Genomic DNA, 26,469 nt, shown 5'->3' with positions numbered 1-26,469 from the left:
AGTCCTTGCATTCGCCCCCGATCTCCGGTTCAACGCGCAGCAGCAAACCTGTCCTGCCCGGTGCCCCGCGCCCGGCCCGACACACGATTGGAGAGACCATGAAGGCCCATATCCTGGCCACCACCGCCATCGCATTCGCACTCGCCGGGTGCTCCACGATTGAGGAGGGCGCCGTGAATTCCGCCGATACTGCCGCTGCCGAGAGCGCGATTCCCGAGGCGACCGGCTATTTCGCGCGCCCGAGCAGCCTGCCGTTCCACGCGCCCGATTTCACGCAGATCGACGATAGCGATTACAAGCCCGCCTTCGAACAGGCGATGGCGATCCACAGCGCCGAGATCGAGGCGATCAAGAACAACCCCGAGCCGCCGACGTTCGAGAACACGATCGTCGCGCTCGAAACCTCGGGCCGGATGCTCGGCCGGGTGGCGACGGTGTTCTACGCGCTGACCGGCGCGAACACCAACGACACGCTCGACGCGGTCCAGGCCGAGATCGGCCCCAAGCTGTCGCAGCATTCGGACGCGATCACGCTCGATCCGGTGCTGTTCCAGCGGGTCAAGGCGGTGTACGACAACCGCGCGGCGATGACGATGACGCCGGAAGACGCCAAGCTGCTGGAAGAAACCTACGACCAGATGGTCCATGCCGGCGCCCTGCTCGACCCGGCGCAGAAGGAACAGGTGAAGGCGATCAATTCGCGCCTGTCCGAACTGACCACCGAGTTTTCGCAGAAAGTGCGCCAGGCGACGGTGGACGGCGCGCTGGTGGTGGACAGCAGGGCCCAGCTCGCCGGCCTGTCCGATGCCGATATCGAGGCTGCCGCCAAGCTGGCGACCGAGCGCGGGCTGGATGGCAAGTACGTGATCGCGCTGCAGAACACGACGCAGCAGCCGCTCCTGCCCGAGCTGGAAGACCGCGCCACGCGCGAGGCCTTGTTCATGAACAGCTATCACCGCGCGGACCGCGGCGGCGAGAACGACACGCGCACCCTGCTGGCCGAAATCGCCGGCTTGCGCGCGCAGAAGGCGGCCCTGTTCGGCCAGCCCGACTGGGCGAGCTACGTCATGTACGACCGCATGGCCAAGAACCCGAAGACCGCGCTCGATTTCATGGAGCAGATGGTCCCCGCCCTCGCCGCGACCCAGCGGCGCGAGGCGGCCCTGCTGAACGAGCAGATCCGGGCCGAAGGCGGCGATTTCGACGTGCGCCCGTGGGACTGGTATCGCTATGCCGAGAAAGTCCGCAAGGCGAAGTACGACATCGACGAGAACGCGGTTAAGCCCTATTTCGAACTGACCAGCGTGCTCGAAAACGGCGTGTTCTACGCCGCGAACAAGCTCTACGGCCTGTCGTTCGAACAGCGCACCGACCTGCCAGTCTACCACCCCGACGTGACGACCTATACCGTGTTCGATGCCGATGGCAGCGAGCTGGGGATCTTCTATTTCGATCCCTTCCAGCGGCCGAGCAAGCGCGGCGGCGCGTGGATGAGCAACTTCGTGGACCAGAGCCACCTCTACGGCACCAAGCCGGTGATCTACAACGTGCTCAACATCCCCAAGGCCGCCGACGGCGAACCGCAGCTGGTCAGCTTCGACAACGTCAACACGCTGTTCCACGAGTTCGGCCACGCGCTGCACGGTTTCTTCGCCGACCAGAAATACGCCAGCCTCTCGGGCACGGCGACCGCGCGCGATTTCGTCGAGTACCCGAGCCAGGTGAACGAGCTGTGGGCGACCTATCCCGAGGTCCTGCGCAACTATGCCAAGCACTACGAAACGGGCGAGACGATCCCGGCCGAGCTGGTCGAGAAGATCGAGGCCGCGGCCAAGTTCAACCAGGGATACGATTTCGGCGAAGTGGTCGAGGCCGCGCTGCTCGACATGAAGTGGCACGCGCTGAGCGCCGAGGAAGCGGCGGCGATCGACACGCCGGAAGAAGTCGATGCCTTCGAACGCAGCGCGCTGGAGGAACTGGGGCTGGAAGTGGACCTGGTGCCGCCGCGCTATCGCTCGACCTATTTCAACCACATCTTCTCCAGCCCGGCCGGTTACAGCGCGGGGTACTATTCCTACCTCTGGACCGAGATGCTCGACCGCGACAGCCGGCAGTGGTTCCTCGACAACGGCGGGCTGACGCGCGCGAACGGCGATCACTATCGCAAGACCGTGCTCAGCCGCGGCGGGACGATGGACTATTTCGAGATGTTCGAGAATTTCGCCGGGCGACAGCCCGACGTGACGCCGATGCTCGAGGCTCGCGGGTTGCTGGGCGGCGAGGCGGAAGCCGAACCGACCACTTCGGACGGCCCGCTGCCGCCCGAAACGACCGAGGACTGAGGGCGTAAGCGCTCCTGAGGGGCGGCCCGCGGCGCCGCCCCCCGTCACCCTGAACTCGTTTCGGGGTCCATTCCGCCCCGTCGGGACTCGGCCCATGAAGGCGCGATGGATGCTGAAACGAGTTCAGCATGACGCGAGACGGAGAGAGAGCGAAACAGAAAAGCGCCCGGCCTCACCGCGAGGCCGGGCGCTTTTTCGTGCTTCAGACTTTGCGGCGGATCAGAACCGCGCGCGCGCGCCGACGTAGGCGCTGCGGCCCGCCGTCGCATAGCCAGCCGCCGTCTGGTATTCGGTGTCGAACAGGTTCTCGACCCGGCCGAACAGCTCGAACCGCTCGCCGAAAGGCAGCGCCGCGCGCAGGCCCGCGAGGGCATAGCCGTCCAGCGGCGTCAGGTTGCTGGCATTGTCGAACGAATCGCTCACCAGCCGCACGTCGCCGCCGAGCGTGAGCCCGGCCAGCCGGCTTTCCCAGTCGGCCGACAGCGTCAGCGTGTGGCGCGGACGGCGGGCGAGGACATTGCCCTCGTTCGCCGAACCGGCGGTGCGGTTCTCGGTATCGACCCAGGCATAGACCGCGCGGGTCACCCAGCGATCGGACGGGCGCGCACCCAGTTCGACCTCGATCCCCTCGGCCCGGACGCGGCCGATATTGTCGTAGAAGCCGAACGGGCGATCGGCGCAGAGCGGGGCCGGGTTCTGCCAGCAGCTGGCGAACTCGATCTGGTTGCGCGCATCGCGGCGGAACGCGGTGACCGCGCCGTAGAAGCGCGTGCCCGACAGCGACCGGTCGCCGTGGACCAGGCCGATGTCGTAGCTGGTGCTGCGTTCGGGCTGGAGCGCCTCGTTCCCGTAATCGGAATAGAGCTGGTAGAGCGTCGGCGCCTTGAACCCTTCGCCCACGCTCGCGCGCAGGCGCAGGTCGCCGGCCAGGGCATAGCTGACGTCCGCGCCGAAGCTCGTCTCGCTGCCGAAGCGGGCGTGATCGTCGAGCCGGGCGCCGGCATGGGCCGAAAGCGGCCCCATCTCGATCCCGAGCTGGGCATAGGCGCCGAAGATCCGCGTGCTGTGCCGCGCGTCGTCGGTCAGCGTGCGATAGTCGCTCCACTCGTTCTCCGCCCCGAAATTGACCAGCAGCGGCCCGATCGGGCGCCATTCGCCGCGCAGCTCGACCCGGTCCGAATGGCCGTCGCTGGCGAAAGTCGGATCGTCCACACCCTCGCTGCGGTTCGCGCGCTCGGTATCGGCGAAGGAATAGGCGGCGCTGACGAACAGCGGCCCCGCGTCGTAGACCGCGCCGGCCGATGCCGAGTACTGGCGCGTGTGCTGCGTATCCTCGGTGTCGGCCAGCGCGTAATCGGGCGGCGGGAAACCGTCGAGATCGAGGTCGCCCTCGGCCCAGCGGCCGCGTGCGAAGACCTCGAACCCGGGGGTGAGGTAGAGCCGCCCGTGGCCGTTGACGGCCCATTGCTCGAAGCCGTCGGGCTCGGTGCCGCTGGCCGCCTGGGAGAAGCCGTCGGTGCGGTAATAGCTGGCCGATCCGCCGAGGAACCCGGCCGTGCCGCCGACGCCGCCGGAAACCGCGCCGGTCAGCGTATCGCGCGATCCGTACTCGGCGCTCGCCTCCAGCCCGGTTTCGCTGCGCGTGCTGGCGACCAGGACCCCGCCGATCGCGTCCGAGCCCCAGATCGTGGAGTTCGACCCGCGCAGGACCTCGACCTTGCCGAGGTTGGTGGCGAGCAGGTTGCCGAAATCGAACCCGCCGCCGGGCGCCGCCGGGTCGGACACGCGCACCCCGTCGACGATGACGAGGAGCTGCTCGCCCTCCGCCCCGCGCAGGCGCACGCCGGTCACCGCGCCGGGGCCGCCGTTGCGGCTGAACGACAGGCCGGGAACGCGCTCCAGCACGCGGGTCAGGTCGGCGCCCTGGACGCTTTCGATCTCGTCCCGGCCGATCACGGTGACCGGCTGGCCGGTGTCCTCCACCTCGATCCGGGTGCCGGTGGCGGTGACGGTGATCTCGGTCTCTTCGGGCCGGAACTGGCCATAGGGGTCGGCTGCGTCCTGCGCTGCGAGAGGCGCGGAGAGCGCAAGGATGCTGGTGCCGAAAATCAAGTGGTTACGCATGGGATACTCCTGTCACGAACGAATGTCGCCCATGACGGAACGGGGGCGCATGCCCCTTCCGCTTGCTTCCGGTACACCCCGCCCGGCAGCACGAACGACCGTCGGCGGGCAGGTCTCCTGGCTCCCGGATCGACGCGCCGCGCTTCGCCTTCCCGGTTTGCCGGTGGCCCGGTTCCCCAGTGGCTTGCCGAACGGGCACTCCCCGGTCACAGTTGCGGGGGCAGCGGGGGCTTCTACCCCCTTCCCTCTTCGGTCCGCCGCCTTGCGGGCGGGCGGACAACCCGTGACGTGCGGCGGCCCTTAGCCGCGCCGTCGGGCCCGGGCAAGCGGGGCGCGCGTTAACCTCTCGCTAGCCACGCCGCTTAACCGCCGCTTGCGACCTGTCCCGCCAAGGGACGGGGGAGACGGCGCGTTCGCAGTTCATCATTTGCGCTGCTACGCGCCCGGGGCGCGCCCGCACCCGGCGGCGGACAACCGAAAGGACGCAGCTTGCACCACGGCCCGGCCAGGACCGATCGCACCCGCCGCAAGCCGGCGAGCGCCTGGTCGCGCCTGCTGCGCGGCGGCCCGGCCGGGCGGCATCGCGGGCGGCGCATCCTCGCGGTCGCCGCGGCGCTGGGCGTGCCGGCGATGGCCGCGCCGGACGACTGGCACGCGTTCGGCCAGCCCGCGGCCCAGCCCGCGCCGGCAGAAACCGTCCGCCCGATGCCGTTCGAACGCGCCGGCCATTCGTTCCCCGGTTCGGCGTTCTACTTCCTCGAAGACAGCCCGCGCGTCGTGCCGTCGGCGCGCGACGACCTCGCCGCGGTGTTCGACCCCACCGGCACCGGCGATGGCGAGGCGGCCGAACTGGCCGCGGCGCGCACCGCCGGCCCGGCCGCGCGCAGCTTCATCGGCGGCGGCAGCGCGATCGACCGCGCCCGCGCGCTGCATTGCCTGGCCAGCGCCGTCTATTACGAGGCGGCGAGCGAGACCCTGGGCGGGCAGAAAGCCGTCGCCCAGGTCGTGCTCAACCGCGTGGCGCACCCGACCTATCCGAACAGCGTGTGCGGCGTCGTTTTTCAGGGCAGCGAGCGCAGCACCGGCTGCCAGTTCACCTTCACCTGCGACGGCTCGCTCGCGCGCAGGCCGGTCAAGGCGGCCTGGGACCGCGCGCTGCGGGTCGCGCGGCAGGCGCTTTCGGGCGACGTCTATGCCCCGGTCGGCCTGGCGACCCATTACCACACGATCTGGATCAACCCCTACTGGGCGCCGAGCCTCGACACCGTCGGGGTGATCGGCGCGCACCGGTTCTACCGCTGGCGCGGATCGGCCGGACGCCCGGCCGCCTTTACCGCCGCCTATCGCGGGAGCGAGCCGGTCGCGGCCGCCCCGCGCGGCGATGCCGCCGGCGCCGCGCTCGCCGCCGCGCGCGACGTGCCCGCGCCGGGCCGGGCCGTTCTCGACACGCGCGCCGCCAATCCGCCCCTCCCCCCCGGCCCCGCGCCTGCCGGGCAGGCCGCGCGACCGGGCGAAGGCGCGGCCGACGCCGCCGGCGGCAACCTGCCGGGCGGCGGCGGGGTGAAGCCCGAATATGCGAACAGCGGGCGCTGGATCGCCCGCCCCTGAGGCCTTTTCGGAAGGGCTTTTCGCAAGTCTTTCCCGCAAGGCTTTCTTGCCAGCCGGTCGCTCGCGCCCCTTTGCTCTGGGGCCTGCGCCCCGATCGGGCGCAAATCGTTAAAGCGGCGGAAACCCTAGGGCAAAACCCCTGCTTAGGGCTGCCGCGCCTAGAGCGGCGCGCAAGTCGCAACCCGCCTTTGCCGTCAGCCGCGAAGAGCATACCGGAAGGCCTACCTTGTCATGACGGTCCATTTCGCCGCATCGCGCCGTTCGACGCAGAGCCCCCTTGCCCGCGCGCTGAGCCGGCGCAAGCCCGGTCGCGCGGCGAATGACAACTGCACCGAACGGGGCAACGACCGGATGCTGCATGCCGCGCTCCACCACTTCGCCCGCCATGGCCTGGGCGCCGCGCGCGAGGCGCGCCGCCAGGCCGAGCGCGCCTTCTTCGCCGGCGACCGCGCATCGTACGACTGGTGGCACGGCATCTGCCGCACGCTCGACGCGCGGCTCGCCCGCGGTCTGGAGCGGACGACGGCCGCCGGCCTGCGGACCGAGGGGGTCGCGCCCTCGGCGCCCGAAACCCTCCCGCAGTAGGGTTTCCACCGCCTTCCAGCGGCCACCGGCAAGGGGTGTAAGGCACCTCTTAACTATGCGGTGACCAATTTTGGGGTAACGGTGTCTTCATGGCGAGCTGCGAACCCCGGGGGAAGGTCACCAGGGCCTTGTCCTATTTCCAGAAAGGCGATGCGTTGTCCGAACGCGTCCGCCGTATCCTCGTTCGCACCCTCTATACCCAGCCGAGCAGCCTGGCCGCCGGCGCGGCGAGCGGGATCGTCTCCTCGCTGGTCGTCGCCTACGTCAGCGATTCCACGGCCATGTACGGGCTCAGCGCCGCGCTGTGTCTGGTCGCGGCGGTGCGCGTCATGCTCGCGTTCGGCATTTCGCCCGACAGCGATGCCAGCACCAGCACGCTGGAAAAGATCTACGAGGTCGGTGCCTTCACCTATGCCCTCCTGCTGGGGACGGCGACGGCGACCGCGCTGATCCTCGAAGTCGATCCGGCGGCCGAGGTGATGATGGCGGCCAACGCGATCGGTTACGGCATCGCGATCTGCGCGCGCAACGCGGGCCGCCCGGTGATCGCGATCGGCCAGCTGGTCCTGGTCTGCGTGCCGATCAGCCTCGCCTGCCTCTATCTCCAGTCGCTGCCCTTCCTGGTCTTCGCGATCACGATCCTGCTGATGGTCCCGGCCATGGCCTCGATCACGATGAGCGTGTTCCATCTGCTGCGCGACAATATCGCGGCGGCCGAAACCAGCGCCCGGCTGGCGACCAAGATGCAGCAGCTCGCCCGGACCGATACCGTCACCGGCCTCGCCAACCGCGCCGGGCTGAACCACGAGATCGTGGAGAAGCTGATGGAGATCGACGAGGACCAGATGATGGGCCTGATCTGGATCGACCTCGACCGGTTCAAGGAAGTGAACGACCTGCTCGGCCACCCGGTCGGCGACCGCGTGTTGCAGACGGTGGCACGGCGGCTGCAGGAAATCACGCCCAGCGGCACCACGGTCGCGCGCTTCGGCGGCGACGAGTTCATCGTCTTCTGCGAGATCGAGAGCCGGGCCGACTGCATGCGCCTGGCAAGCGAAGTCCATGCCGAGATCATGCGCCCGGTGCGGATCGACGGCGAACGGCTGGAAATCGGCGCCTCGCTGGGCGTCGCCGTCCTGCCCGAGGATGGGCCCGATGCCGACAGCGTGATGCAGGCCGCGGACCTCGCGCTCTATCACGCCAAGGTCAACGGGCGGCGGCAGACCTGCTTCTTCGACAGCTCGATGAGCCGCGACCTCGCCCGCCGGCGCGAGATCGAGGCCGAACTGCGCAGCGCGATCCAGAAGAACGAGCTGTCGATCTTCTTCCAGCCGATCGTGGACCTCGCGACCGGCCGCATCCGCACGTTCGAGGCGCTGGTGCGCTGGTTCCACCCGCAGAAGGGCGAGATGCGCCCCGACGAATTCATCCCGGTGGCCGAGGAAACCGGGGTGATCGTGACGCTGGGCAACTGGATCACGGCCCAGGCGGCCAAGGCCGCCGCGCAGTGGCCCGAAGACGTGACGATCGCGGTCAACCTGTCCTCGCTCCAGATCAAGGCGCCGGGCGCGGCGCTCGGCATCGTCAGCGCCCTGCGCGAGGCCGGGCTGGACCCGACGCGGCTGGAGCTGGAAGTGACCGAGAGCCTGTTCCTCGACGACAGCGAGGCGACCGATGCCTTCATCCGCGACCTTTCGGCCCGCGGCGTGCGCTTCGCGCTCGACGATTTCGGTACCGGCTATTCCTCGCTTTCCTACGTCAACAAGTACCCGTTCAAGAAGATCAAGGTCGATCGCAGCTTCGTCTCCGGCCCCGATGTCTCGCGCCGGACGGAGGCGATCATCCGCGCGGTCGCCGAAATGGGCGCGCAGCTCGACATGGAGATCGTGGCCGAAGGGCTCGAGACGATCGAGCAGGTCACCGCCGTGCGCGAAGCCGGCTGCACGCTCGGCCAGGGCTATTACTTCAGCCGCGCCGTGCCCGACTACCTCGCCGCCATGCTGCTGGCGCAGGAGCGCGACGAGGAGACGCCGCAGCGGATCGCGATCTGACGGCGCGCCTGCCGGACACGCCGGTACTATTGCAATTGCAAACTAGTTGCAAAGATAGTTGACTTCGCTCGACTTTCCCGGGTTGCAATCGGTTTGCCCCCGGCCTAGGTCGGCTGCCGTTCGCCGCGCGTGGCCTTCCCGCGGGACAGGGGGGCCGCGCATCTCACGGCCAGGCATCGGCTGTCCCGCGTAGCGTGAAGGACACTCAGCTCAACCATGGCCCGCAAAAAGATTGCCCTCGTCGGCGCCGGCATGATCGGCGGCACCCTCGCCCACCTCGCAGCGATGAAGGAAATGGGCGACGTCGTCCTGTTCGACATTGCCGAGGGAATGCCCGCCGGCAAGGCGCTGGACCTCAGCCAGGCCGGCCCGGTCGAAGGCTTCGACGCGAACCTCAAGGGCACGAGCGACTACAAGGACATCGCCGGCGCCGACGTCGTGATCGTGACCGCGGGCGTGCCGCGCAAGCCGGGCATGAGCCGCGACGACCTGCTCGGCATCAACCTCAAGGTGATGAAGGCGGTCGGCGAAGGCATCAAGGCCAACTGCCCCGACGCTTTCGTGATCTGCATCACCAACCCCTTGGACGCGATGGTCTGGGCGCTGCGCGAATTCAGCGGCCTGCCGCACAACAAGGTGGTCGGCATGGCCGGCGTGCTTGATTCCGCGCGCTTCCGCCACTTCCTGGCCGAGGAGTTCGACGTCTCGATGGAAGACGTCACCGCCTTCGTGCTCGGCGGGCACGGCGACACGATGGTCCCGATCCTCGAGTATTCGACCGTCGCCGGCATTCCGGTGCCCGACCTGATCAAGATGGGCTGGTCCACCCAGGAAAAGATGGACGCGATCGTCGATCGCACCCGCAAGGGCGGCGGCGAGATCGTCCAGCTGCTCGGCAACGGCTCGGCCTACTACGCACCGGCGACCAGCGCGATCCAGATGGCCGAGAGCTACCTCAAGGACAAGAAGCGCGTCCTGCCCTGCGCCGCGCACCTGACCGGCCAGTACGGCGTCGACGGCCTCTACGTCGGCGTGCCGATCGTGATCGGCGCGAACGGCGTCGAGCGCGTGGTCGAGATCGAACTGAACGACGAGGCCAAGGCCAACTTCCAGGTCAGCGTCGACGCGGTCAAGGAACTGCTCGAAGCGTGCAAGGGCATCGATAGCTCGCTGGCGTGAGGAAGACGCTATGAGCTACGATTTGATGGTTTTTGACGCAGAGGTTGCACCGCGTGAGCGGGCTGCTTTCGTTGAATGGTACCATCATCAAGCGGAGTGGTCGGAGGGTCACTCCTACGATGATCCAACAAATACCACGGCGGCTCTCGCCGCATGGTACGAGGATATTCGCCAGAGCTACCCGAATATGAACGGTCCGGAATCAGTGACCGACCAAGATCTAATGAAACCGGGGGTCGAGGATCGGCTTGGTGATTATTGCATCGGGCATCATGTAATTTATGCGGGATTTCGCTGGTCAGAAGCCGAACTAGTTTATCCCCTCGTCCGAAGTTTAGCTGTCAAACACGGAGTGGGATTTTATGACGTGAGCGGCGATGAAGGAAGCGGCGAAATCCACTTCCCCGGAGAAGAATTGGAACCAGAGTCGCAGGGCACCTGGCGTCAGATCGCGCGCGAATTCAAGGAAATGGACACGCAATGAGCATTCTCGTAGACAAGAACACCAAGGTCATCACCCAGGGCATGACCGGTGACACCGGCACGTTCCACACCCAGCAGGCGCTCGATTACGGGACGCAGATGGTGGCGGGCGTGACGCCGGGCAAAGGCGGTACCGAGCATATCGGCCTGCCGGTCTACAACACCGTGGCCGAGGCGAAGGCCGCGACCGGCGCGACCGCGAGCTGCATCTACGTTCCCCCGCCCTTCGCCGCGGATTCGATCCTGGAAGCGATCGACGCGGAGATGGAGCTGATCGTCGCGATCACCGAAGGCATCCCGGTGCTCGACATGGTGCGCGTCAAGCGCGCGCTGGAAGGCAGCAAGAGCCGCCTGATCGGCCCCAACTGCCCCGGCGTGCTGACCCCCGGCGAATGCAAGATCGGCATCATGCCCGGTTCGATCTTCAAGAAGGGTTCGGTCGGCGTCGTCAGCCGCTCGGGCACGCTGACCTACGAAGCCGTGCACCAGACCACCCAGGTCGGCCTGGGCCAGACCACCGCGGTCGGGATCGGCGGCGACCCGGTCAACGGCACCAACTTCATCGACGTGCTCGACCTGTTCCTGTCCGACGACGAGACCAAGTCGATCATCATGATCGGCGAGATCGGCGGATCGGCCGAGGAAGAGGCGGCAGAATATATCGCCGACCAGGCGAAGAAGGGCCGCAAGAAGCCGATGGTCGGCTTCATCGCCGGCCGCACGGCCCCCCCGGGCCGCCGCATGGGCCATGCCGGGGCGATCGTTTCGGGCGGCCAGGGCGGCGCGGACGACAAGATCGCCGCGATGGAGAAGGCGGGTATCCGCGTTTCCCCCTCGCCCAGCGAACTCGGCACCACGCTCGACGCGATGCTGAAGGAACTCGCCTGACGTCCGGCGCGGGTCGCCTTCCTCCCCGGGAGCGTCCGCGCCGCCGAGGCATTGCCATGGTAAGCCGGCACGACCGTCGGCGTTAGAGGTGACCCGGATGGGCAACGAGAACCACGATTTCCTCCCCGAACTGGCCGGACAAGACGGCCCGCAGCCGGGGCCGAGCTGGGGCAACCCGCGCTGGCCGCTGACCGGGATCGACGCCGAGAGCGACCTGACCCAGGCGCTCGACCCGACCGCGATGAAGCTCGCGGTCAAGGCCGCGGCGGAAAAGGCCGGCAAGGCCACCGATCCGAAGGCGATCGAGGAAGCGGCGTCGGATTCGATCCGCGCCATGCTGCTGATCCGGCTCTACCGCGTGCGCGGCCACATGGCGGCCGACCTCGACCCGCTGGGCCTGGGCAACCGCGAGCTGCCCGAAGACCTGACGCTGGAATGGCACGGCTTCGACGGGCAGGAAGACAAGGAAGTCTTCGTCGGCGGGCTGCTCGGCCGCGAATGGGTGACCGTCGGCGAACTGGCCGAGCTGCTGCGGGCGAACTACTGCGGCAAGGTCGGCCTCGAATACATGCACATCGCCGATGTCGAGGAACGGCGTTTCCTGCAGGAAAAGTTCGAAGGGCCCGAAGACGTCATCCAGTTCACGCCGGAAGGCAAGCGGGCGATCCTGGCCGCGGTCGTTCGCGGCGAACAGTACGAGGCGTTCCTCGCCAAGAAATACGTCGGCACCAAGCGCTTCGGCCTCGACGGCGGCGAATCGATGATCCCCGCGCTGGAAGCCGTGATCAAGTACGGCGGCCAGTCGGGCGTGCGCGAGATCATCTACGGCATGGCCCACCGCGGCCGGCTGAACGTGCTCGCGAACGTGATGGGCAAGCCGTACAAGGTGATCTTCCACGAATTTTCCGGCGGCAGCGCCAACCCGGAAGACGTGGGCGGATCGGGCGACGTCAAGTATCACCTGGGCACCAGCACCGATCGCGAGTTCGACGGGATCGACGTGCACATGTCGCTGGTCCCCAATCCCAGCCACCTGGAAGCGGTGGCCCCGGTGGTCCTCGGCAAGACCCGCGCCCAGCAGGCGATCCGCGACGACCTGAAGAAGCACGAGCAGGTCCTGCCCGTGCTGATCCACGGCGACGCGGCCTTCGCCGGCCAGGGCATCGTGTGGGAATGCTTCGGCTTTTCCGGGGTCCGCGGGTACAATACCGGCGGCTGCATCCACTTCGTCATCAACAACCAGATCGGCTTCACCACCAGCCCGCAGTTCGCGCGCTCCTCGCCCTATCCGTCCGACGTGGCGAAGGGCGTCCAGGCGCCGATCCTGCACGTCAACGGCGACGATCCCGAAGCGGTGACGTTCGCGTGCAAGCTGGCGGTCGAGTATCGCCAGCGCTTCGGCCGCGACATCGTGATCGACATGTGGTGCTATCGCCGGTTCGGCCACAACGAGGGCGACGAGCCCAAGTTCACCCAGCCGCTGATGTACGACGCGATCAAGAGCCACCCGAAGGTGAGCGAGATCTACGCCGCCCGCCTGGTGGAAGAAGGCGTGATCGACGACGGCGAGCGCGACCGGCTTTCGGCCGAGTTCGTCAAGGAGCTGGAAGACGAGTTCGAGGCGGCCAAGAGCTACAAGCCGAACGAGGCCGACTGGTTCGGCGGGCGCTGGGCCGGGCTGAACAAGCCGGCCGACCCGGAAACCGCGCGCCGCAACGTCGAGACCGCCGTTTCCGACAAGCTGTTCGACAGCCTCGGCCGCACGCTGACCGAAGTGCCGGATGACCTGACGATCCACCGCACGCTGGGCCGCGTGCTCGACGCCAAGCGCAAGATGTTCGACACCGGCGAGGGCTTCGACTGGGCGACGGCGGAGGCGCTCGCCTTCGGCAGCCTCGTCACCGAAGGGTACGGCGTGCGCCTGTCGGGGCAGGATTCGGGCCGCGGCACCTTCAGCCAGCGGCACGCGGTCTGGATCGACCAGACCGACGAGCACAAGTACATCCCGCTGACGCAGCTGCCCCACGGCAAGTTCGAGGTCTACGACAGCCCGCTGAGCGAATACGGCGTGCTCGGCTTCGAATACGGTTTCGCCATGGCGGACCCGAAAACGCTCGTCCTGTGGGAAGCGCAGTTCGGCGATTTCGCCAACGGCGCGCAGATCATGATCGACCAGTACGTCGCCAGCGGCGAGGTCAAGTGGCTGCGCGCGAACGGGCTCGTGATGCTCCTGCCGCACGGCTACGAAGGCCAGGGGCCGGAACACTCGTCCGCCCGGCTCGAACGGTTCCTGCAACTGTGCGCGAACGACAATATCTGCGTCTGCAACATCACCGTGCCGGCCAACTATTTCCACGTCCTGCGCCGGCAGATGAAGCGTTCGTTCCGCAAGCCGCTGATCATCATGACGCCCAAGTCGCTGCTGCGGCACCCGATGGCCAAGAGCGCGGCCGAGGAATTCCTGGGCGAGAGCCATTTCCGCCGCATCGTCAGCGACACGACGGATATCGAGGACAAGAAGATCCGGCGCCTCGTGCTGTGCAGCGGCAAGGTCGCCTACGACCTGATCGAGAAGCGCGACGAGGCCGGGCTGGACGATGTCTCGATCGTGCGGATCGAGCAGCTCTATCCCTTCCCCGGCGAACCCCTGGCGGTGCGCCTCGGCCGGATGACGAACCTCGAAGAGGTGATCTGGTGCCAGGAAGAGCCCAAGAACAACGGCGCGTGGTTCTTCGTCGAGAGCCAGATCGAGGAAGCGCTCGCCGCCGCCGGGCATGACGGCATGCGCCCGCGCTACGCGGGCCGCGAAGTCGCCGCCTCCCCCGCAACCGGCCTCGCCAGGCGGCACGAGGAGCAGCAGCGCTGCCTCGTCTCGATGGCGCTGGGTCTCAACGATGGCGGCGAGGCCGCGCGGAACGGCAAGGCTGCCGGCAAGAAGAAGGCTTGAGGAACGCGAATATGGCCAGCGAAGTCAAAGTCCCCACCCTGGGCGAATCGGTTACCGAAGGCACGATCGGCGAATGGCTGAAGCAGCCGGGCGACCCGGTTAAGGTCGACGAACCGATCGCCAGCCTCGAGACCGACAAGGTCGCGGTCGAGGTCCCCTCCCCCGTCGCCGGCGTGATCGGCGAGCTGAAGGCGGCCGTGGGCGACACGGTCGAAGTCGGCGCGGTGATCGCCACGGTCGAGGACGACGTCGCCGCCGGCGAGAGCACGAAAGTCGCCCCGCGCGAGCAGGACGAGGCGCCTGCGGACAAGCCGGCCCCGGCCGCCGCGAAGGATGCGCCCGCCGGCGACGCGCAGACCCTCTCGCCCGCCGTGCGCCGCGCGGTCCTGGAACACGGGGTCGATCCCAGCACGATCAAGGGCACCGGCAAGGACGGGCGCCTGACGAAGGAAGACGTGCTGGCCGCGGCCCAGGCGAAGAAATCGGGCGGCGGCACGATCGACGACGCCGCGCCCGACCAGGCCAAGGCGGCGGCGGCCCCCGCCCCGGCCGGCGAGCGGCGCGAGGAACGCGTCAAGATGACGCGGATGCGCCAGACCATCGCCAAGCGGCTGAAGGGCGCGCAGGAAAACGCCGCCCTGCTGACCACGTTCAACGACGTGGACATGAGCGCGGTGATCGAGGCGCGCGAGAAGTACAAGGACCTGTTCGCCAAGAAGCACGACATCAAGCTCGGCTTCATGGGCTTCTTCGCCAAGGCCGCGTGCCTCGCGCTGAAGGACGTGCCGGCCGTCAACGCCTATATCGAGGGCGACGAGATCGTCTATCACGACTACGTCGATATCTCGGTCGCCGTCAGCGCGCCCAACGGGCTGGTCGTGCCGGTGATCCGCGATGCCCAGGCCAAGGGCTTCGCGCGGATCGAGAAGGACATCGCCGACTTCGGCAAGCGCGCCCGCGACGGCACGCTGACGATGGAAGACATGAAGGGCGGCACTTTCACCATCTCCAACGGCGGCGTGTTCGGATCGCTGATGAGCACGCCGATCATCAACCCGCCGCAAAGCGCCGTTCTGGGCCTGCACCGGATCGAGGATCGCCCGGTGGCGATCGACGGCAAGGTCGAGATCCGGCCGATGATGTACATCGCGCTCAGTTACGATCACCGCCTGATCGACGGGCGCGAGGCGGTCACCGCGCTCAAGATCATCAAGGAAGCGATCGAGGATCCGACGCGGATGCTGATCGATCTTTGAGCGCCCACGCCCCTTTCCCTGGGTTCCTGCTTTCGCAGGAACTCGGCGGAAAGAGGCCGGTTCAAAGTGAGCTCCTGCGAAAGCAGGAGCCCAGCGCGATGAAGGATGGATGGCTGTACATTGTCGCCAGCAAGCGCAACGGAACGCTCTATCTCGGTGTGACGAGCGACCTGCCGACGCGTATCTGGCAGCGCCGCACCGGCGCCGGCGACGGTTTCTCGAAGAAGTACGGCTGCACCCGCCTGGTATGGTTCGAGCACTTCGACAACTTGCACGATGCACGCGAGCGCGAATGGCAGATGAAGAAGTGGAAACGGGCCTGGAAAATCGAGCTCATAGAAAAGAGCAACCCGCAATGGCGCGACCTGTGGGACATGATCAATCGCTGACCGCACGGGCCCGCATCGGCCGGTCGCGAGCGACCGCAACGCTTCCGGCTTTCCCGTTTTCGCCGGTTCGCGCGAATGGAGACTGTAATGGCTGAATACGACTACGACGTCCTCGTCATCGGTGCCGGCCCGGGTGGCTATGTCGCCGCGATCCGCGCCGCGCAGCTGGGGCTGAAGACCGCATGCGCCGAAAGCCGCGACACGCTGGGCGGCACGTGCCTCAACGTCGGCTGCATCCCGTCCAAGGCGATGCTCCACGCCTCCGAGTACTTCGAGGCGGCTGCCGGCGGGGCGATGAGCGACATGGGGATCGAGGTTTCACCCAGGCTCGATCTCGACAAGATGCACGGCCAGCGCCGCGACGCGGTCGAGGGGCTGACCAAGGGCGTCGCCTTCCTGTTCAAGAAGAACAAGATCGACTGGAAGAACGGCCACGCGACGTTCAAGGACGCGCATACCGTGACGATCGGCGAAGAGACGGTGACGGCGAAGAACGTCGTGATCGCGACCGGCTCTTCGGTCACCCCCCTGCCCGGCGTCGAGGTGGACAATGCCAAGGGCGTGGTGGTGGACAGCACCGGCGCGCTGGAGCTGCCCAAGGTGCCGAAGAAGATGGTCGTGATCGGCGGCGGTGTGATCGGGCTGGAGCTCGGCTCCGTCTGGCGCAGGCTCGGCGCGGAAGTCACCGTGGTCGAGTTCCTCGATCAGCTCCTGCCCGGCATGGACGGCGACGTGCGCAAGGAAGCGGGCAAGATCTTCAAGAAGCAGGGGATGGAGCTCAAGCTCTCGCACAAGGTCACCGGGTGCGAGGTGAAGGGCAAGAAGGCCACGCTGACGGTCGAGCCGTCGCAGGGCGGCGACGCGGAAACGATCGAGGCCGACTGCGTCCTGGTCGCGATCGGCCGGCGCCCCAATACCGAGGGGCTGGGCCTCGATGCGATCGGGCTCGAAACGAACGAGCGCGGCCAGGTGGAAACCGATCACGCGTTCCGCACGGCGGTCGACGGCGTCTGGGCCATCGGCGACGTCATCCCCGGGCCGATGCTGGCGCACAAGGCGGAGGACGAGGGGATCGCCGTGGCCGAGAACATCGCCGGCCAGACGGGGATCGTGAACCACGACGTGATCCCCAGCGTCGTCTATACCTGGCCCGAGATCGCCGGCGTCGGCCTGACGGAGGAGCAGGCGAAGGAACGCGGCGAGGTCAAGGTCGGCAAGTTCCCGATGATGGCCAACAGCCGCGCCAAGACCAACCACGAGCCCGACGGGTTCGTCAAAGTCGTCGCCGACGCGGAAACCGACCGCGTGCTGGGCGTGTGGTGCATCGCCAGCGTGGCGGGCACGATGATCGCCCAGGCCGCGCAGGCGATGGAGTTCGGCGCGACGAGCGAGGACATCGCCTATACCTGCCATGCCCACCCGACCCATTCGGAAGCGGTCAAGGAGGCCGCGATGGCGGTGACGGGCAAGCCGATCCACATTTGACCGCTGCACGCCGCCCGTTACAACGGGCGGCGCAACAGGAGCGGCCATGGCGATACCCAGACTGACCGACCAGCCGGGGGCGATCGCGCTTGCGGCGCAGATCCGGGCCGGCGAGCTCTCCCCGCGCGAGGCGGTGGAGGCGGCGATCGCGCGGATCGAGGATCGCGACATGCCGATCGACGCGGTGGTCGTGTGCGATTTCGAACGCGCGCGCACCGCTGCCGAGGCGCTCGACGGGCAGGCGCCGGGCGACGATCGTCCGCTGTTCGGCGTGCCGATGACGATCAAGGAAAGTTTCGACATCGCCGGCCTGCCCACCTGCTGGGGGCACGAACGCTTCGCCGACAATATCGCCCGGCGCGATTCCTTCGTGGTCGAACGGCTCAAGGCGGCGGGCGCGATCTTCCTGGGCAAGACCAACGTGCCGCCCGACCTTGCCGACTGGCAATCGCGCAACCCGGTCTATGGCCGCACGCGCAACCCGCACGATACCGCGCGCACCCCGGGCGGATCGTCGGGCGGGGCGGCCGCGGCCGTGGCGAGCGGCATGGTGCCGTGCGAATACGGCTCCGACATCGGCGGCTCGATCCGCGTCCCGGCGCATTTCTGCGGAGTCTGGGGCCACAAGGCGAGCTGGGGCCTGGTGCCGATGCGCGGCCACGCGCACCCGATGCTGGGCCAGGACGCGCGGGCCGAGGTGGCGCTGGGCGTGGCCGGCCCGATCGCCCGCAATGCCGAGGATCTGGCGCTGCTGCTGCGCCTCACGGCCACGATGCCCCTGCCCGAACAGGTTCGCCCGCTCGCCGGGTGCAGGATGCTGCTGGTCGCCGACTATCCGGGCAGCCCGGTGGACGACGCGGTCCGCGGCCCGGTCGAGGCGGCGGCCGACGCGCTCCAGGGCGCGGGCGTCCAGATCGCGCGGTCGAGCGATCTCCTGCCCGATCTCGCCGCGCAGCAGCGCAGCTACATGAAGATGCTCAACATCGCGCTCGCCCGCGGGATGCCCGGACCCGACGGCAAGCGCGCGAGCGCGAGCGACTGGTTCGACCTGCTCGACGCGCAGGCGCGCTGCGAAGAGGCCTGGCGGGCCCTGTTCGAGGTCTACGACTTCGTCCTCGCACCCCCGGCCCCGGTACTCGCCCTGCCGCATGGCGAAGGGCGCGTGTTCGACGGCAAGCTGACGATCAACGGGCGCGAGGAAGATGCCGGCGCGGCGCTCGCATGGGCCGGCCTGGCGACATTCCCCAACCTGCCTTCGACCGTGCTGCCGGTGGGCGAGAGCCAGGGCCTGCCCTGCGGGATGCAGGTGATCGGGCCGCGCTGGCACGATCTCGGCTGCATCGCCGCGGCCCGGGCCATCGGCGACGTTCTCCAAGGCTGATCGGTGCGCGCCCCGCGCCCCTGCCCCGCCGCCGAGCCGGACCACGCCCCCGACCGCGACTGCGCGCGCTGCACGACCCGGGCCGTTCCCTTGCCGGGCAAAGGCGGCTAGGGGCGCCCGGTCATGTTCACCGCCGCCCCCGCCCTGCCCCCGGTTCTCGACCTTGCCGGAACCGCGATCTTCGCGCTTACCGGGGCCCTGCTCGCCGCGCGGCTGCGGCAGACCTTCGTCACGATGGCCTTCTTCGCGCTCGTCACCGGGGTCGGCGGCGGATCGCTGCGCGACATGCTGATCGGCGCGCCCGCCTTCTGGCTGCGCGATCCGTGGGTGGCGCTGGTCGTCTTCGGCACCGCGCTGGTGGCATGGTTCACGCCGCGGCGTTGGTGGGAGGGGAGCCTGCTCGAATGGGCAGACGCGGCGGGCCTTGCCGCTTTCGCGGTGCTCGGCGCGGCCAAGGCCCTCGCCTTCGGGGTCGAGCCCCTGCCCGCCGCCGTGCTGGGCGTGGTGACCGGGTGCGCCGGCGGCGTCGTGCGCGACGTGATCGCGGGCGTGCCCTCGATCATCATGCGCCCCGAGCTCTACGTCACCGCCGCTGCGCTTTCCGCCGGGATAACCGTGGTCGGCAGCGTGGCGGGGCTTCCGCTCGCCTGGATCTGGGGGGCGGCGTGGATTGCCGGGTTCGCCCTGCGCGGCGCGGCGATCCGGTGGGAACTGGCCCTTCCCGGCTATCGCGAGCGCGCACGGCGGCGGGCGGACAAGCCCGACTGAGCCTGCCCGCCACGCGGCGCGTCAGCCGCCGTGGTCGTATTCACCTTCGGGATAGCCCGGCTCGCCCGGCAGCGGGCCGCCGGGATAGGCGGGCTGCGCCGCCGGAGCCGCGGGCACCGTCGCAGCGCCGCGATCGACATTGCTCCACGCCGCGGCGTAAGTCGCATCGCTCCACTGCCCGTCGCGGGCCTGGGTGCGATAGGTCACCCCGCCGCGGCCGAAGTCGATATCATCGATCCGCCCGTCGTTGCCGATGTGGCAGGTAAAGCGCTCGCCATCGTAGAGCGCGCCTTCGACGCGCCAGCCGCGCGCGGTGCGGTCCACGGCATCGACCGAGGCGACGCGGACGTCGCGTTCGATCCGGGCGACGCACATCTGCGCCGCGCGGTCGAGCCCGCCATTGCGATAATCGTCCCGCGGGGGCCGGTAATCGGCGCGCCGATCGGGCGTGTCGTTGTCCATCGCGCTCGCGACCGCGGCAATGCCGCCCAGGATCAGGACGCCGGCGATCACGTCGCCGGCATCGATCCCGCGATCGCGGTGGCGGTGCCAGCGCCGGTCGCGATGGCGCCAGCGCGAGTGCTGGGCCGCGACGTCGGCACCGCCCCAGGCGCCGGCTTGTGCAGGGCCGGCGTGAGCGGGCGCTGCTGCCGCGACCAGTTCGGCTGCGGCCGCGGGGGTCGCGGCCATCGACAGCGCGGCGAGGCCGGCGAGGACGGGGGCTGTTCTTGCGTGACGAACCATAGTCTCAATACCCGTAAAGTGATGCGGCAGGCACCGCAATGTCAGCGTTGCGGCCGGCATCGGGGCCGCCGGGGACGGCGCGGGAATGGGCGGCCCAGCATGTCGCCATGCTGAACCGCCGCTCGGTGGCCGGTGAACTGGCCGGGCGGCGGACGCCCGCCTCAGCGAAGCCCGCGGATCCCGCTGTAATCGATGTCGTAAACGCGGCCGCGGCTGATGCGGCAGGTGAACTTGCCGCGATCGTACCCGCGGTTGCGGTCGTAGCGGCCATAGCCGCGGCGATCGTAGCGACCGTAGCCATACCGGTCATAGCGGTCGTAACGGCCATCGACGACCAGGCGGCCGCGAACCCGCAGGTTCCCGCGCCTGCCATCGACATCGCGGATCTCGGTCACGTTGGCCATGCGATAGCCGGAGCGGCGCGCATCGCGCTCCACCGCCCTGACGCAGCGTTCGACCGCGCCGCGCGCGCCGTAGCGATGGCCGCGCCGGTCGCGATAGCGCCGGTCGTCGCGGTCGAACGCGCCGGCCAGGGCGGCAATGCCCCCGATGATCACGGCGCCGGCGATAACGTCGCCGGCATCGATCCCGTCGTCGTGGTCCCGCGCCAGTGCGGGAGTGGCGGATGTCATCGCCATCGCGCCTGCCGCGACGGTCCCGACCAGGGCTTTGCTTACGGTCTTCATGGCTCTCTTCCTCGCTGGCCGGAACGGGACTGCTCCGGGCTACGAGGGCCCTTCTAGGACATGGGCCGTGAGACGACGCTGAATTGGCGTGACAGCGGGCGTTCAGAAATCGTCCGCCCAATATGAACGCGCTGTGAAAAGGGCGGCCGGGCGCGGGGCATCGCCCCGGCATTCGGCCGCCCACCACGCGATCCCGTCAGTCCTCGGCCGGGCTTTCCGGCACGGTCAGCCCCGTCCAGTATGCGAGGAAACCGAGGACGTCGGCCCCTTCCTCGATCGCCTTGTCGGTCGGCTTGCCGCTTCCGTGGCCGGCGCGCGTCTCGATCCGGATCAGGTGCGGCTTGTCGCCGAGGTCCGCCGCCTGGAGCGCGGCCGCGTACTTGAAGCTGTGTCCGGGCACGACCCGGTCGTCGGTATCGGCGGTGGTCACCAGGATCGCCGGGTAATCCTCGCCGGACCGGATGTTGTGATAGGGCGAATAGGCGCGCAGGACGCGGAAATCGTTCTCCTTCGACGGATAGCCGTAGTCGTCCACCCAGTAGCGCCCCGCGGTCCAGCGGTCGAAGCGCAGCATGTCCATCACGCCCACCGCGGCGTTGGCGGCATCGAACAGGTCGGGACGCTGGTTGACCACCGCGCCGACCAGCAGGCCGCCGTTCGATCCGCCCTGGATCGCCAGTCCGTCCTCGCTCGTGTAGCCATTGGCCTTCAGGTATTCGCCGGCGGCGATGAAGTCGTCGAACACGTTCTGCTTGTTGGCGAGGCGGCCGGCATCGTGCCACGCCTTGCCATATTCGCCGCCGCCGCGAATGTTCGCGAGCGCGAACACGCCCCCGGCCTGGAGCCAGGCCATGCGCGAGGCGGAAAAGCCGGGCGTGAGCGAGATGTCGAACCCGCCATAGCCGTAGAGCAGCGTCGGCGCCGGGCCGGTCACGTCCTTGCGCCGGACGATGAACATCGGAACCCGCGTGCCGTCCTTCGAGGTGTAGAACTGCTGCTCGGTGACGAAGCGATCGGGATCGAACGTCAGTTCGGGCGCGGCGAAGGTGCTCGTTTCGCCGCTATCGACGTCGAGGCGATAGATCGTGCCGGGCCGGTTGAAGCTGGTGAAGGTATAGAAGGTTTCCGGGTCGCCCGGCTTGCCGCCGAAGCCGCCCGCCGTGCCCAGTTCGCCCAGCTCGATATCGTCGAGCGGATTGCCCTGCAGGTCGAACACCGCGGCCCGCGTCGTCGCGTCCTTCAGGTAAGTGACGATCAGCTTGTCGCCGACGATCGAGGCGCCGTCGATCGGCTGTTCGCTTTCGGGCACGATCGTCGTCCATTCGGGCGTGGCGGCGGAAAGGTCGGTCGTGACGATGCGATAGCGCGGCGCATCCTTGTTGGTGACGAAGAAGGCGCGCGTGCCGATCGTGTCGATCGGGTTCCACGCGTTCTCGAACCCGGTGACCAGCGGGCGCGCCTTCCACTCGCCGCCTTCGTCGGCAAAGTCGATCACGTGGACTTCGTATTTCGCATCGGTGCCCAGCGAACTGATCACGAAGCCCCAGCGCCCGTCGTCCGACACGCCGAGGCCATGGCCGCGCTCGGGATGGTCGGGGGTGGCGAAGACCATCCGGTCCTGCGACTGCGGCGTGCCCAGTTCGTGATACCAGACCGCCTGGTTGTAATTGAGCGCCTGGAAATCCTGGCCTTCCTCCGGCTCGGGGAAGCGCGAATAGAAGAATCCCTTGTTGCCCAGCCACGAGATGCCGGTGAACTTGGCCCAGCGAATCTCGTCCTCCAGCGGCTCGCCCGTCTCGACGTCGAGCACGCGGATGATGCGCCAGTCGGTCCCCCCGTCCTGCACGGCATAGGCCAGCAGCTTGCCGTTTTCGGACGGTTCCCACCCGGCCAGCGCGGTCGCGCCGTCGTCGGCCCAGGTATTGGGATCGATCAGCAGGCGCGGTTCCGCATCGAGGCCGTGGCGGACATAGAGCGGGCTCTGGTTCTGCAGGCCCGTGTTGCGGGTGTAGAAATAGTACTCGCCCGCCTTCTGCGGGATGCCGAAGCGTTCGTAATCGAGCAGCGCGCCGATCCGTTCCTTGAACCAGTCGTTGGCCGGCAGCGCCTTCAGGTAGGCATCGGTGAACTCGCTCTGCTCCTTCACCCAGGCGGCGACCTGCGCGTCGTTGCGAACGTCGGCCTCCAGCCAGCGATAGGGATCGGCGATCTCCTCGCCGAACAGCGTTTCGACGACCTCGTCGGCGCGGGTTTCGGGATAGTCGGGCAAAGTTACCTCTTGGGCGGAAAGCGGCGCGGCGAATGCCAGCGCGAGAGCGGATGCCGCGAGGGCGGCGGAACGGAGGCGCATTGTCATCTCCCGAAGGGCCTTGTCACTGGTTGCAGATGTAACCGGCGCGCGGCGCTTTGCAATCCGGGAGGGGTCAGTTGTCCAGCGCGGCAAGCACGTCGCGCGTGAAGCCGGCAATGTCGAACCGCGATCCGGTCGGGTCCTCCCCGCGCCGGACGATCACGACATTGCGGCTCGGCACCACGACCACGAACTGCCCCCGGTTGCCCATCGCCGCATAAGTATCGGCCGGCACGCCGTCGCTGGCGTTGAACAGCCAGAACCCCGCCCCATAGCCGAAGGGCCCCTCGGGCTGTGGGCCGCTGGGGCGGGCGACGTAATCGCTCCAGCCTTCGGGCAGGACGCGCTCGCCGCCGGGGAGCACGCCGTCGTCGAGATAGAGCTGGCCGAGCAGCGAAAGATCGCGCGCGGTGGACCAGACCTGGCTGGAAAGGATGTAATTGCCCTGCCAGTCGCGCTCCGCCACGGTGTCCACCATGCCGACACGGGCGAAGAGCGCGTCGGGCGGGTGCCGTTCGAACGTGTCCGCGATCGCCTCGATCGCCATCAGCGTGTCGTTGTTGGCATAGCGATAGACGGTGCCGGGCGGGTGAACCAGCGGCCAGGCCCCGGCGCGTTCGTCCACCGTCGCGCCGCCGAAATAGAGCGGATCGGTGCGGTTGCCCGCGGTGTCGGAATAGCGGCCCGAAGCCATGCGCAGCAGGTGGTCTATCGTGATCCGGGATCGCCCGTCGGACGGCGAATGCCCCAGCCCCGCCCGCTGCCCCGTATCCGCCTCTCCGCGATGGACGGCGGCCCCGACCAGCGTGGCTGCGATGCTCTTGGCAACCGACCAAGTGCGCTGGGGCACGTCGGGCCCGAACCCTTCGGCGTAGACCTCGCCCAAGGTTTCGCCGTCGTGGCGCACCAACACGGCGGTCGTGCGCGTGCCGTCGCCGTAGATCGACGAGAAGCCCGCCTCCATCGCCGCTGCCAGCGCCGCGTCCCGCGGGGCGACGACCGGTGCGGACGGGGCGGCTTCGATCGCGCGCAGCCCATCGATCGGCGGCAGCCCGCCACCGATCGGGAGCAGGTGGCAACCGCGCAGCGAATCGTGGTCGGCAATGCGCGGGGGCATGTTGTCGGCCCAATCGACCCTGACGTGGCGGACCTGCCCGCCCCCCCGGTCCCGCACGACCTCGAACGGCAGTTCGGGCACGATCGTATCCAGCGGCGCCTGAATGCCGGCAAGCTCCCAGGCCATCACGCTCTCGGGGGTGCGCGTGGCGCCGGCGCGTTCCGCGTTGGCGATCGCGCTGCACAGGAACAGCGCCTTGTACCCGGCGGCCAGCGCGCGGTCGTAGCGGGCGTCGAGCGCGTCCTGCTGGCTTTGCGCGACGGCGGAAACGGGCGCGAGGAGCGCGGCTGCGGCGATGACATGGCGGATCATGCGCCGCCTTGTGCCACGATGCGCCGCGCGGGCAAATGCCCCAAGGCAAAAGGGCCGCGAGGTTTCCCCCGCGGCCCTTCGCTACCCTTCGTCGAAGTGCGCTTACGCGTCCTCGAAAGTGTCTTCGTCGCTCGTGACCGGACCCGAGTCCTGGCCCTTCGCCTCGACGTCGCGGTCGACCAGCTCGATCACCGCCATCTGCGCCGCGTCGCTGTCGCGATAGCCGGCCTTGATCACGCGGGTGTAGCCCCCGTCGCGATCGGCGTAACGCTCGGCCAAGACGTCGAACAGCTTCTTCAGCTGCGTCTCGTCGCCCAGGCGGCTCATCGCCAGGCGGCGGTTGCTGAGCCCGCCGCGCTTGGCCAGCGTGATCAGCTTTTCGACGTAGGGGCGCAGTTCCTTGGCCTTGGGAGCCGTGGTCAGGATCTGCTCGTGCTTGATCAGCGCGGTGGCCATGTTGCGGAATAGGGCCTTGCGGTGGCCGGTCTTGCGCTGCAGCTTGCGGCCGGAAATCTTGTGACGCATCTCGATATCTTCCTTCGTTCGAAAAGGGCCCGTGCGAGGTAGCCCAGTGCTGGCGGCGCTTTCCCGTCATGGGGGGCGCGCCGCCGGAACCCGTATCAGCCCAGAAGTTCCTGTTCGAGCTTCTTGGCCATTTCCTCGATGTTCTCAGGCGGCCAGCCCGGGATGTCCATGCCGAGGCGCAGACCCATCGACGAGAGCACTTCCTTGATCTCGTTCAGCGACTTGCGGCCGAAGTTCGGCGTGCGGAGCATCTCGGCCTCGGTCTTCTGGACCAGGTCGCCGATGTAGATGATGTTGTCGTTCTTCAGGCAATTGGCGCTGCGGACCGACAGTTCCAGCTCGTCCACCTTCTTGAGCAGGTAGCGGTTGAGCTGGTTGGCGTCGCTTTCTTCCGGCTGCGCGGCCTGGCCGATCATGGCCGAGCTCGGCTGCGGAATGCCTTCCTCGAAGTGGACGAACAGCGTCAGCTGGTCCTGCAGGATGCGCGCGGCATAGGCCACGGCGTCTTCCGGGGTGACGGTGCCGTCGGTTTCGACCGTGAGGTTCAGCTTGTCGAAATCGAGTTCCTGCCCGACGCGGGCCGCCTCGACCTTGTAGCTGACCTGGCGCACCGGCGAATAGAGCGAGTCGACCGGGATCAGGCCAATCGGCGCATCGGCCGGACGGTTCTGGACCGCGGGGACATAGCCCTTGCCGGTGTCGGCGGTGAGTTCCATGCTCAGGTTCGCGCCTTCGTCGAGATGACAGATCACGAGATCCTTGTTCATCACCTCGATATCGCCCGAAACGGCGATGTCACCGGCGGTCACTTCGCCGGGGCCGGTCTTGTTCAGCTGAAGCCGCTTGGGGCCTTCGCCTTCCATCTTGAGCGCGATCTGCTTGACGTTGAGCACGATGTCGGTCACGTCCTCGCGCACGCCAGCCAGCGAGGAGAACTCGTGCAGCACGTTCTCGATCTTGATCGAGGTGATCGCCGCGCCCTGGAGGCTGGAGAGAAGCACGCGACGCAGCGCGTTGCCGAGCGTCAGGCCGAAGCCGCGTTCGAGGGGTTCCGCGACGAAGGTGGCCTTGCGCGATTTGTCGCCCACGGCCTTGATTTCGAGGCTGTTGGGCTTCTTGAGTTCCTGCCAGTTCTTGGTGTTGACGGCCATGGATTTCCCCTAGGGTTCTAATACGGGCGGGACCGGCTGCGCTGGTGGGCGCGTCCGGTCCGTCAGGGTCGGCGGCCTCGCGTCGAACGCCAGGCCGC

20 protein-coding genes and 1 riboswitch are annotated in these 26,469 nt (G+C 68.2%); of the genes, 13 read left to right on the top strand and 7 right to left on the bottom strand.

Going from position 1 to position 26,469, the window contains the following annotated elements; genetic code table 11:
- Positions 1-98: 98 nt before the first annotated feature.
- Entirely contained in the window at positions 99-2,342 is a 2,244-nt protein-coding gene (locus tag T8T98_RS05080; protein ID WP_251105891.1) for a M3 family metallopeptidase, read from the top strand.
- A gap of 219 nt (positions 2,343-2,561) precedes the next feature.
- Here the strand turns inward: T8T98_RS05080 and T8T98_RS05075 are convergent, their stop codons facing one another.
- Positions 2,562-4,466: a TonB-dependent receptor plug domain-containing protein gene (locus tag T8T98_RS05075; protein ID WP_251105892.1), complete on the bottom strand. Its 1,905-nt coding sequence runs from the start codon at positions 4,464-4,466 to the stop codon at positions 2,562-2,564.
- A gap of 90 nt (positions 4,467-4,556) precedes the next feature.
- Positions 4,557-4,766: riboswitch (cobalamin riboswitch) on the bottom strand.
- A 189-nt stretch (positions 4,767-4,955) separates the two neighbouring features.
- Here T8T98_RS05075 and T8T98_RS05070 point away from each other — a divergent pair.
- From T8T98_RS05070 to T8T98_RS05015, 12 genes are all read left to right on the top strand, one after another.
- Positions 4,956-6,074, top strand: a complete 1,119-nt coding sequence (locus tag T8T98_RS05070; protein ID WP_251105893.1) for a cell wall hydrolase — start codon at positions 4,956-4,958, stop codon at positions 6,072-6,074.
- Between the two features lie 231 nt (positions 6,075-6,305).
- Positions 6,306-6,659: a hypothetical protein gene (locus tag T8T98_RS05065; protein ID WP_251105894.1), complete on the top strand. Its 354-nt coding sequence runs from the start codon at positions 6,306-6,308 to the stop codon at positions 6,657-6,659.
- 155 nt (positions 6,660-6,814) lie between these two features.
- Positions 6,815-8,710 carry a putative bifunctional diguanylate cyclase/phosphodiesterase gene (locus T8T98_RS05060; RefSeq protein WP_251105895.1) on the top strand — a complete coding sequence of 632 codons (1,896 nt, stop codon included), beginning with the start codon at positions 6,815-6,817 and terminating at the stop codon, positions 8,708-8,710.
- A 216-nt stretch (positions 8,711-8,926) separates the two neighbouring features.
- Positions 8,927-9,889, top strand: coding sequence for a malate dehydrogenase (gene mdh / locus T8T98_RS05055; RefSeq protein WP_251105896.1), 963 nt, complete (start codon positions 8,927-8,929; stop codon positions 9,887-9,889).
- 10 nt (positions 9,890-9,899) lie between these two features.
- Positions 9,900-10,373: a hypothetical protein gene (locus T8T98_RS05050; protein WP_251105897.1), complete on the top strand. Its 474-nt coding sequence runs from the start codon at positions 9,900-9,902 to the stop codon at positions 10,371-10,373.
- Positions 10,370-11,260 carry a succinate--CoA ligase subunit alpha gene (gene sucD / locus T8T98_RS05045; RefSeq protein WP_251105898.1) on the top strand — a complete coding sequence of 297 codons (891 nt, stop codon included), beginning with the start codon at positions 10,370-10,372 and terminating at the stop codon, positions 11,258-11,260. The genes T8T98_RS05050 and sucD overlap by 4 nt, the downstream gene beginning before the upstream one ends.
- A gap of 97 nt (positions 11,261-11,357) precedes the next feature.
- Positions 11,358-14,207: a 2-oxoglutarate dehydrogenase E1 component gene (locus T8T98_RS05040; protein WP_322295901.1), complete on the top strand. Its 2,850-nt coding sequence runs from the start codon at positions 11,358-11,360 to the stop codon at positions 14,205-14,207.
- A gap of 11 nt (positions 14,208-14,218) precedes the next feature.
- The gene (odhB, locus tag T8T98_RS05035; RefSeq protein WP_251105899.1) at positions 14,219-15,463 is read left to right on the top strand and encodes a 2-oxoglutarate dehydrogenase complex dihydrolipoyllysine-residue succinyltransferase; all 1,245 of its coding nucleotides are present in this window, start codon (positions 14,219-14,221) and stop codon (positions 15,461-15,463) included.
- A gap of 98 nt (positions 15,464-15,561) precedes the next feature.
- Positions 15,562-15,852 carry a GIY-YIG nuclease family protein gene (locus tag T8T98_RS05030; RefSeq protein WP_251105900.1) on the top strand — a complete coding sequence of 97 codons (291 nt, stop codon included), beginning with the start codon at positions 15,562-15,564 and terminating at the stop codon, positions 15,850-15,852.
- Between the two features lie 87 nt (positions 15,853-15,939).
- Positions 15,940-17,337, top strand: a complete 1,398-nt coding sequence (gene lpdA / locus T8T98_RS05025; protein WP_251105901.1) for a dihydrolipoyl dehydrogenase — start codon at positions 15,940-15,942, stop codon at positions 17,335-17,337.
- Between the two features lie 46 nt (positions 17,338-17,383).
- Entirely contained in the window at positions 17,384-18,718 is a 1,335-nt protein-coding gene (locus T8T98_RS05020) for an amidase family protein (protein ID WP_251105902.1), read from the top strand.
- Between the two features lie 123 nt (positions 18,719-18,841).
- The gene (locus T8T98_RS05015) at positions 18,842-19,486 is read left to right on the top strand and encodes a trimeric intracellular cation channel family protein (RefSeq protein WP_251105903.1); all 645 of its coding nucleotides are present in this window, start codon (positions 18,842-18,844) and stop codon (positions 19,484-19,486) included.
- 21 nt (positions 19,487-19,507) lie between these two features.
- Here the strand turns inward: T8T98_RS05015 and T8T98_RS05010 are convergent, their stop codons facing one another.
- The 6 genes from T8T98_RS05010 to T8T98_RS04985 form a co-directional block, all read right to left on the bottom strand.
- Positions 19,508-20,230 carry a hypothetical protein gene (locus T8T98_RS05010; protein WP_251105904.1) on the bottom strand — a complete coding sequence of 241 codons (723 nt, stop codon included), beginning with the start codon at positions 20,228-20,230 and terminating at the stop codon, positions 19,508-19,510.
- A 161-nt stretch (positions 20,231-20,391) separates the two neighbouring features.
- Entirely contained in the window at positions 20,392-20,916 is a 525-nt protein-coding gene (locus T8T98_RS05005; RefSeq protein WP_160732505.1) for a hypothetical protein, read from the bottom strand.
- A gap of 196 nt (positions 20,917-21,112) precedes the next feature.
- Positions 21,113-23,272 carry a prolyl oligopeptidase family serine peptidase gene (locus T8T98_RS05000; protein WP_407675091.1) on the bottom strand — a complete coding sequence of 720 codons (2,160 nt, stop codon included), beginning with the start codon at positions 23,270-23,272 and terminating at the stop codon, positions 21,113-21,115.
- A gap of 67 nt (positions 23,273-23,339) precedes the next feature.
- Positions 23,340-24,695, bottom strand: a complete 1,356-nt coding sequence (locus T8T98_RS04995; protein WP_251105906.1) for a serine hydrolase domain-containing protein — start codon at positions 24,693-24,695, stop codon at positions 23,340-23,342.
- 102 nt (positions 24,696-24,797) lie between these two features.
- Positions 24,798-25,220 carry a 50S ribosomal protein L17 gene (gene rplQ / locus T8T98_RS04990; protein ID WP_251105907.1) on the bottom strand — a complete coding sequence of 141 codons (423 nt, stop codon included), beginning with the start codon at positions 25,218-25,220 and terminating at the stop codon, positions 24,798-24,800.
- Positions 25,221-25,315: 95 nt separating this feature from the next.
- The gene (locus T8T98_RS04985) at positions 25,316-26,371 is read right to left on the bottom strand and encodes a DNA-directed RNA polymerase subunit alpha (RefSeq protein WP_160732502.1); all 1,056 of its coding nucleotides are present in this window, start codon (positions 26,369-26,371) and stop codon (positions 25,316-25,318) included.
- Positions 26,372-26,469: the final 98 nt, after the last annotated feature.

This window comes from Pelagerythrobacter marinus (assembly GCF_034375205.1).
GTDB lineage: Bacteria > Pseudomonadota > Alphaproteobacteria > Sphingomonadales > Sphingomonadaceae > Pelagerythrobacter > Pelagerythrobacter marinus.
Note: the sequence above shows the minus strand (reverse complement) of the source record. Positions and strands in the feature narration are given on the sequence as shown.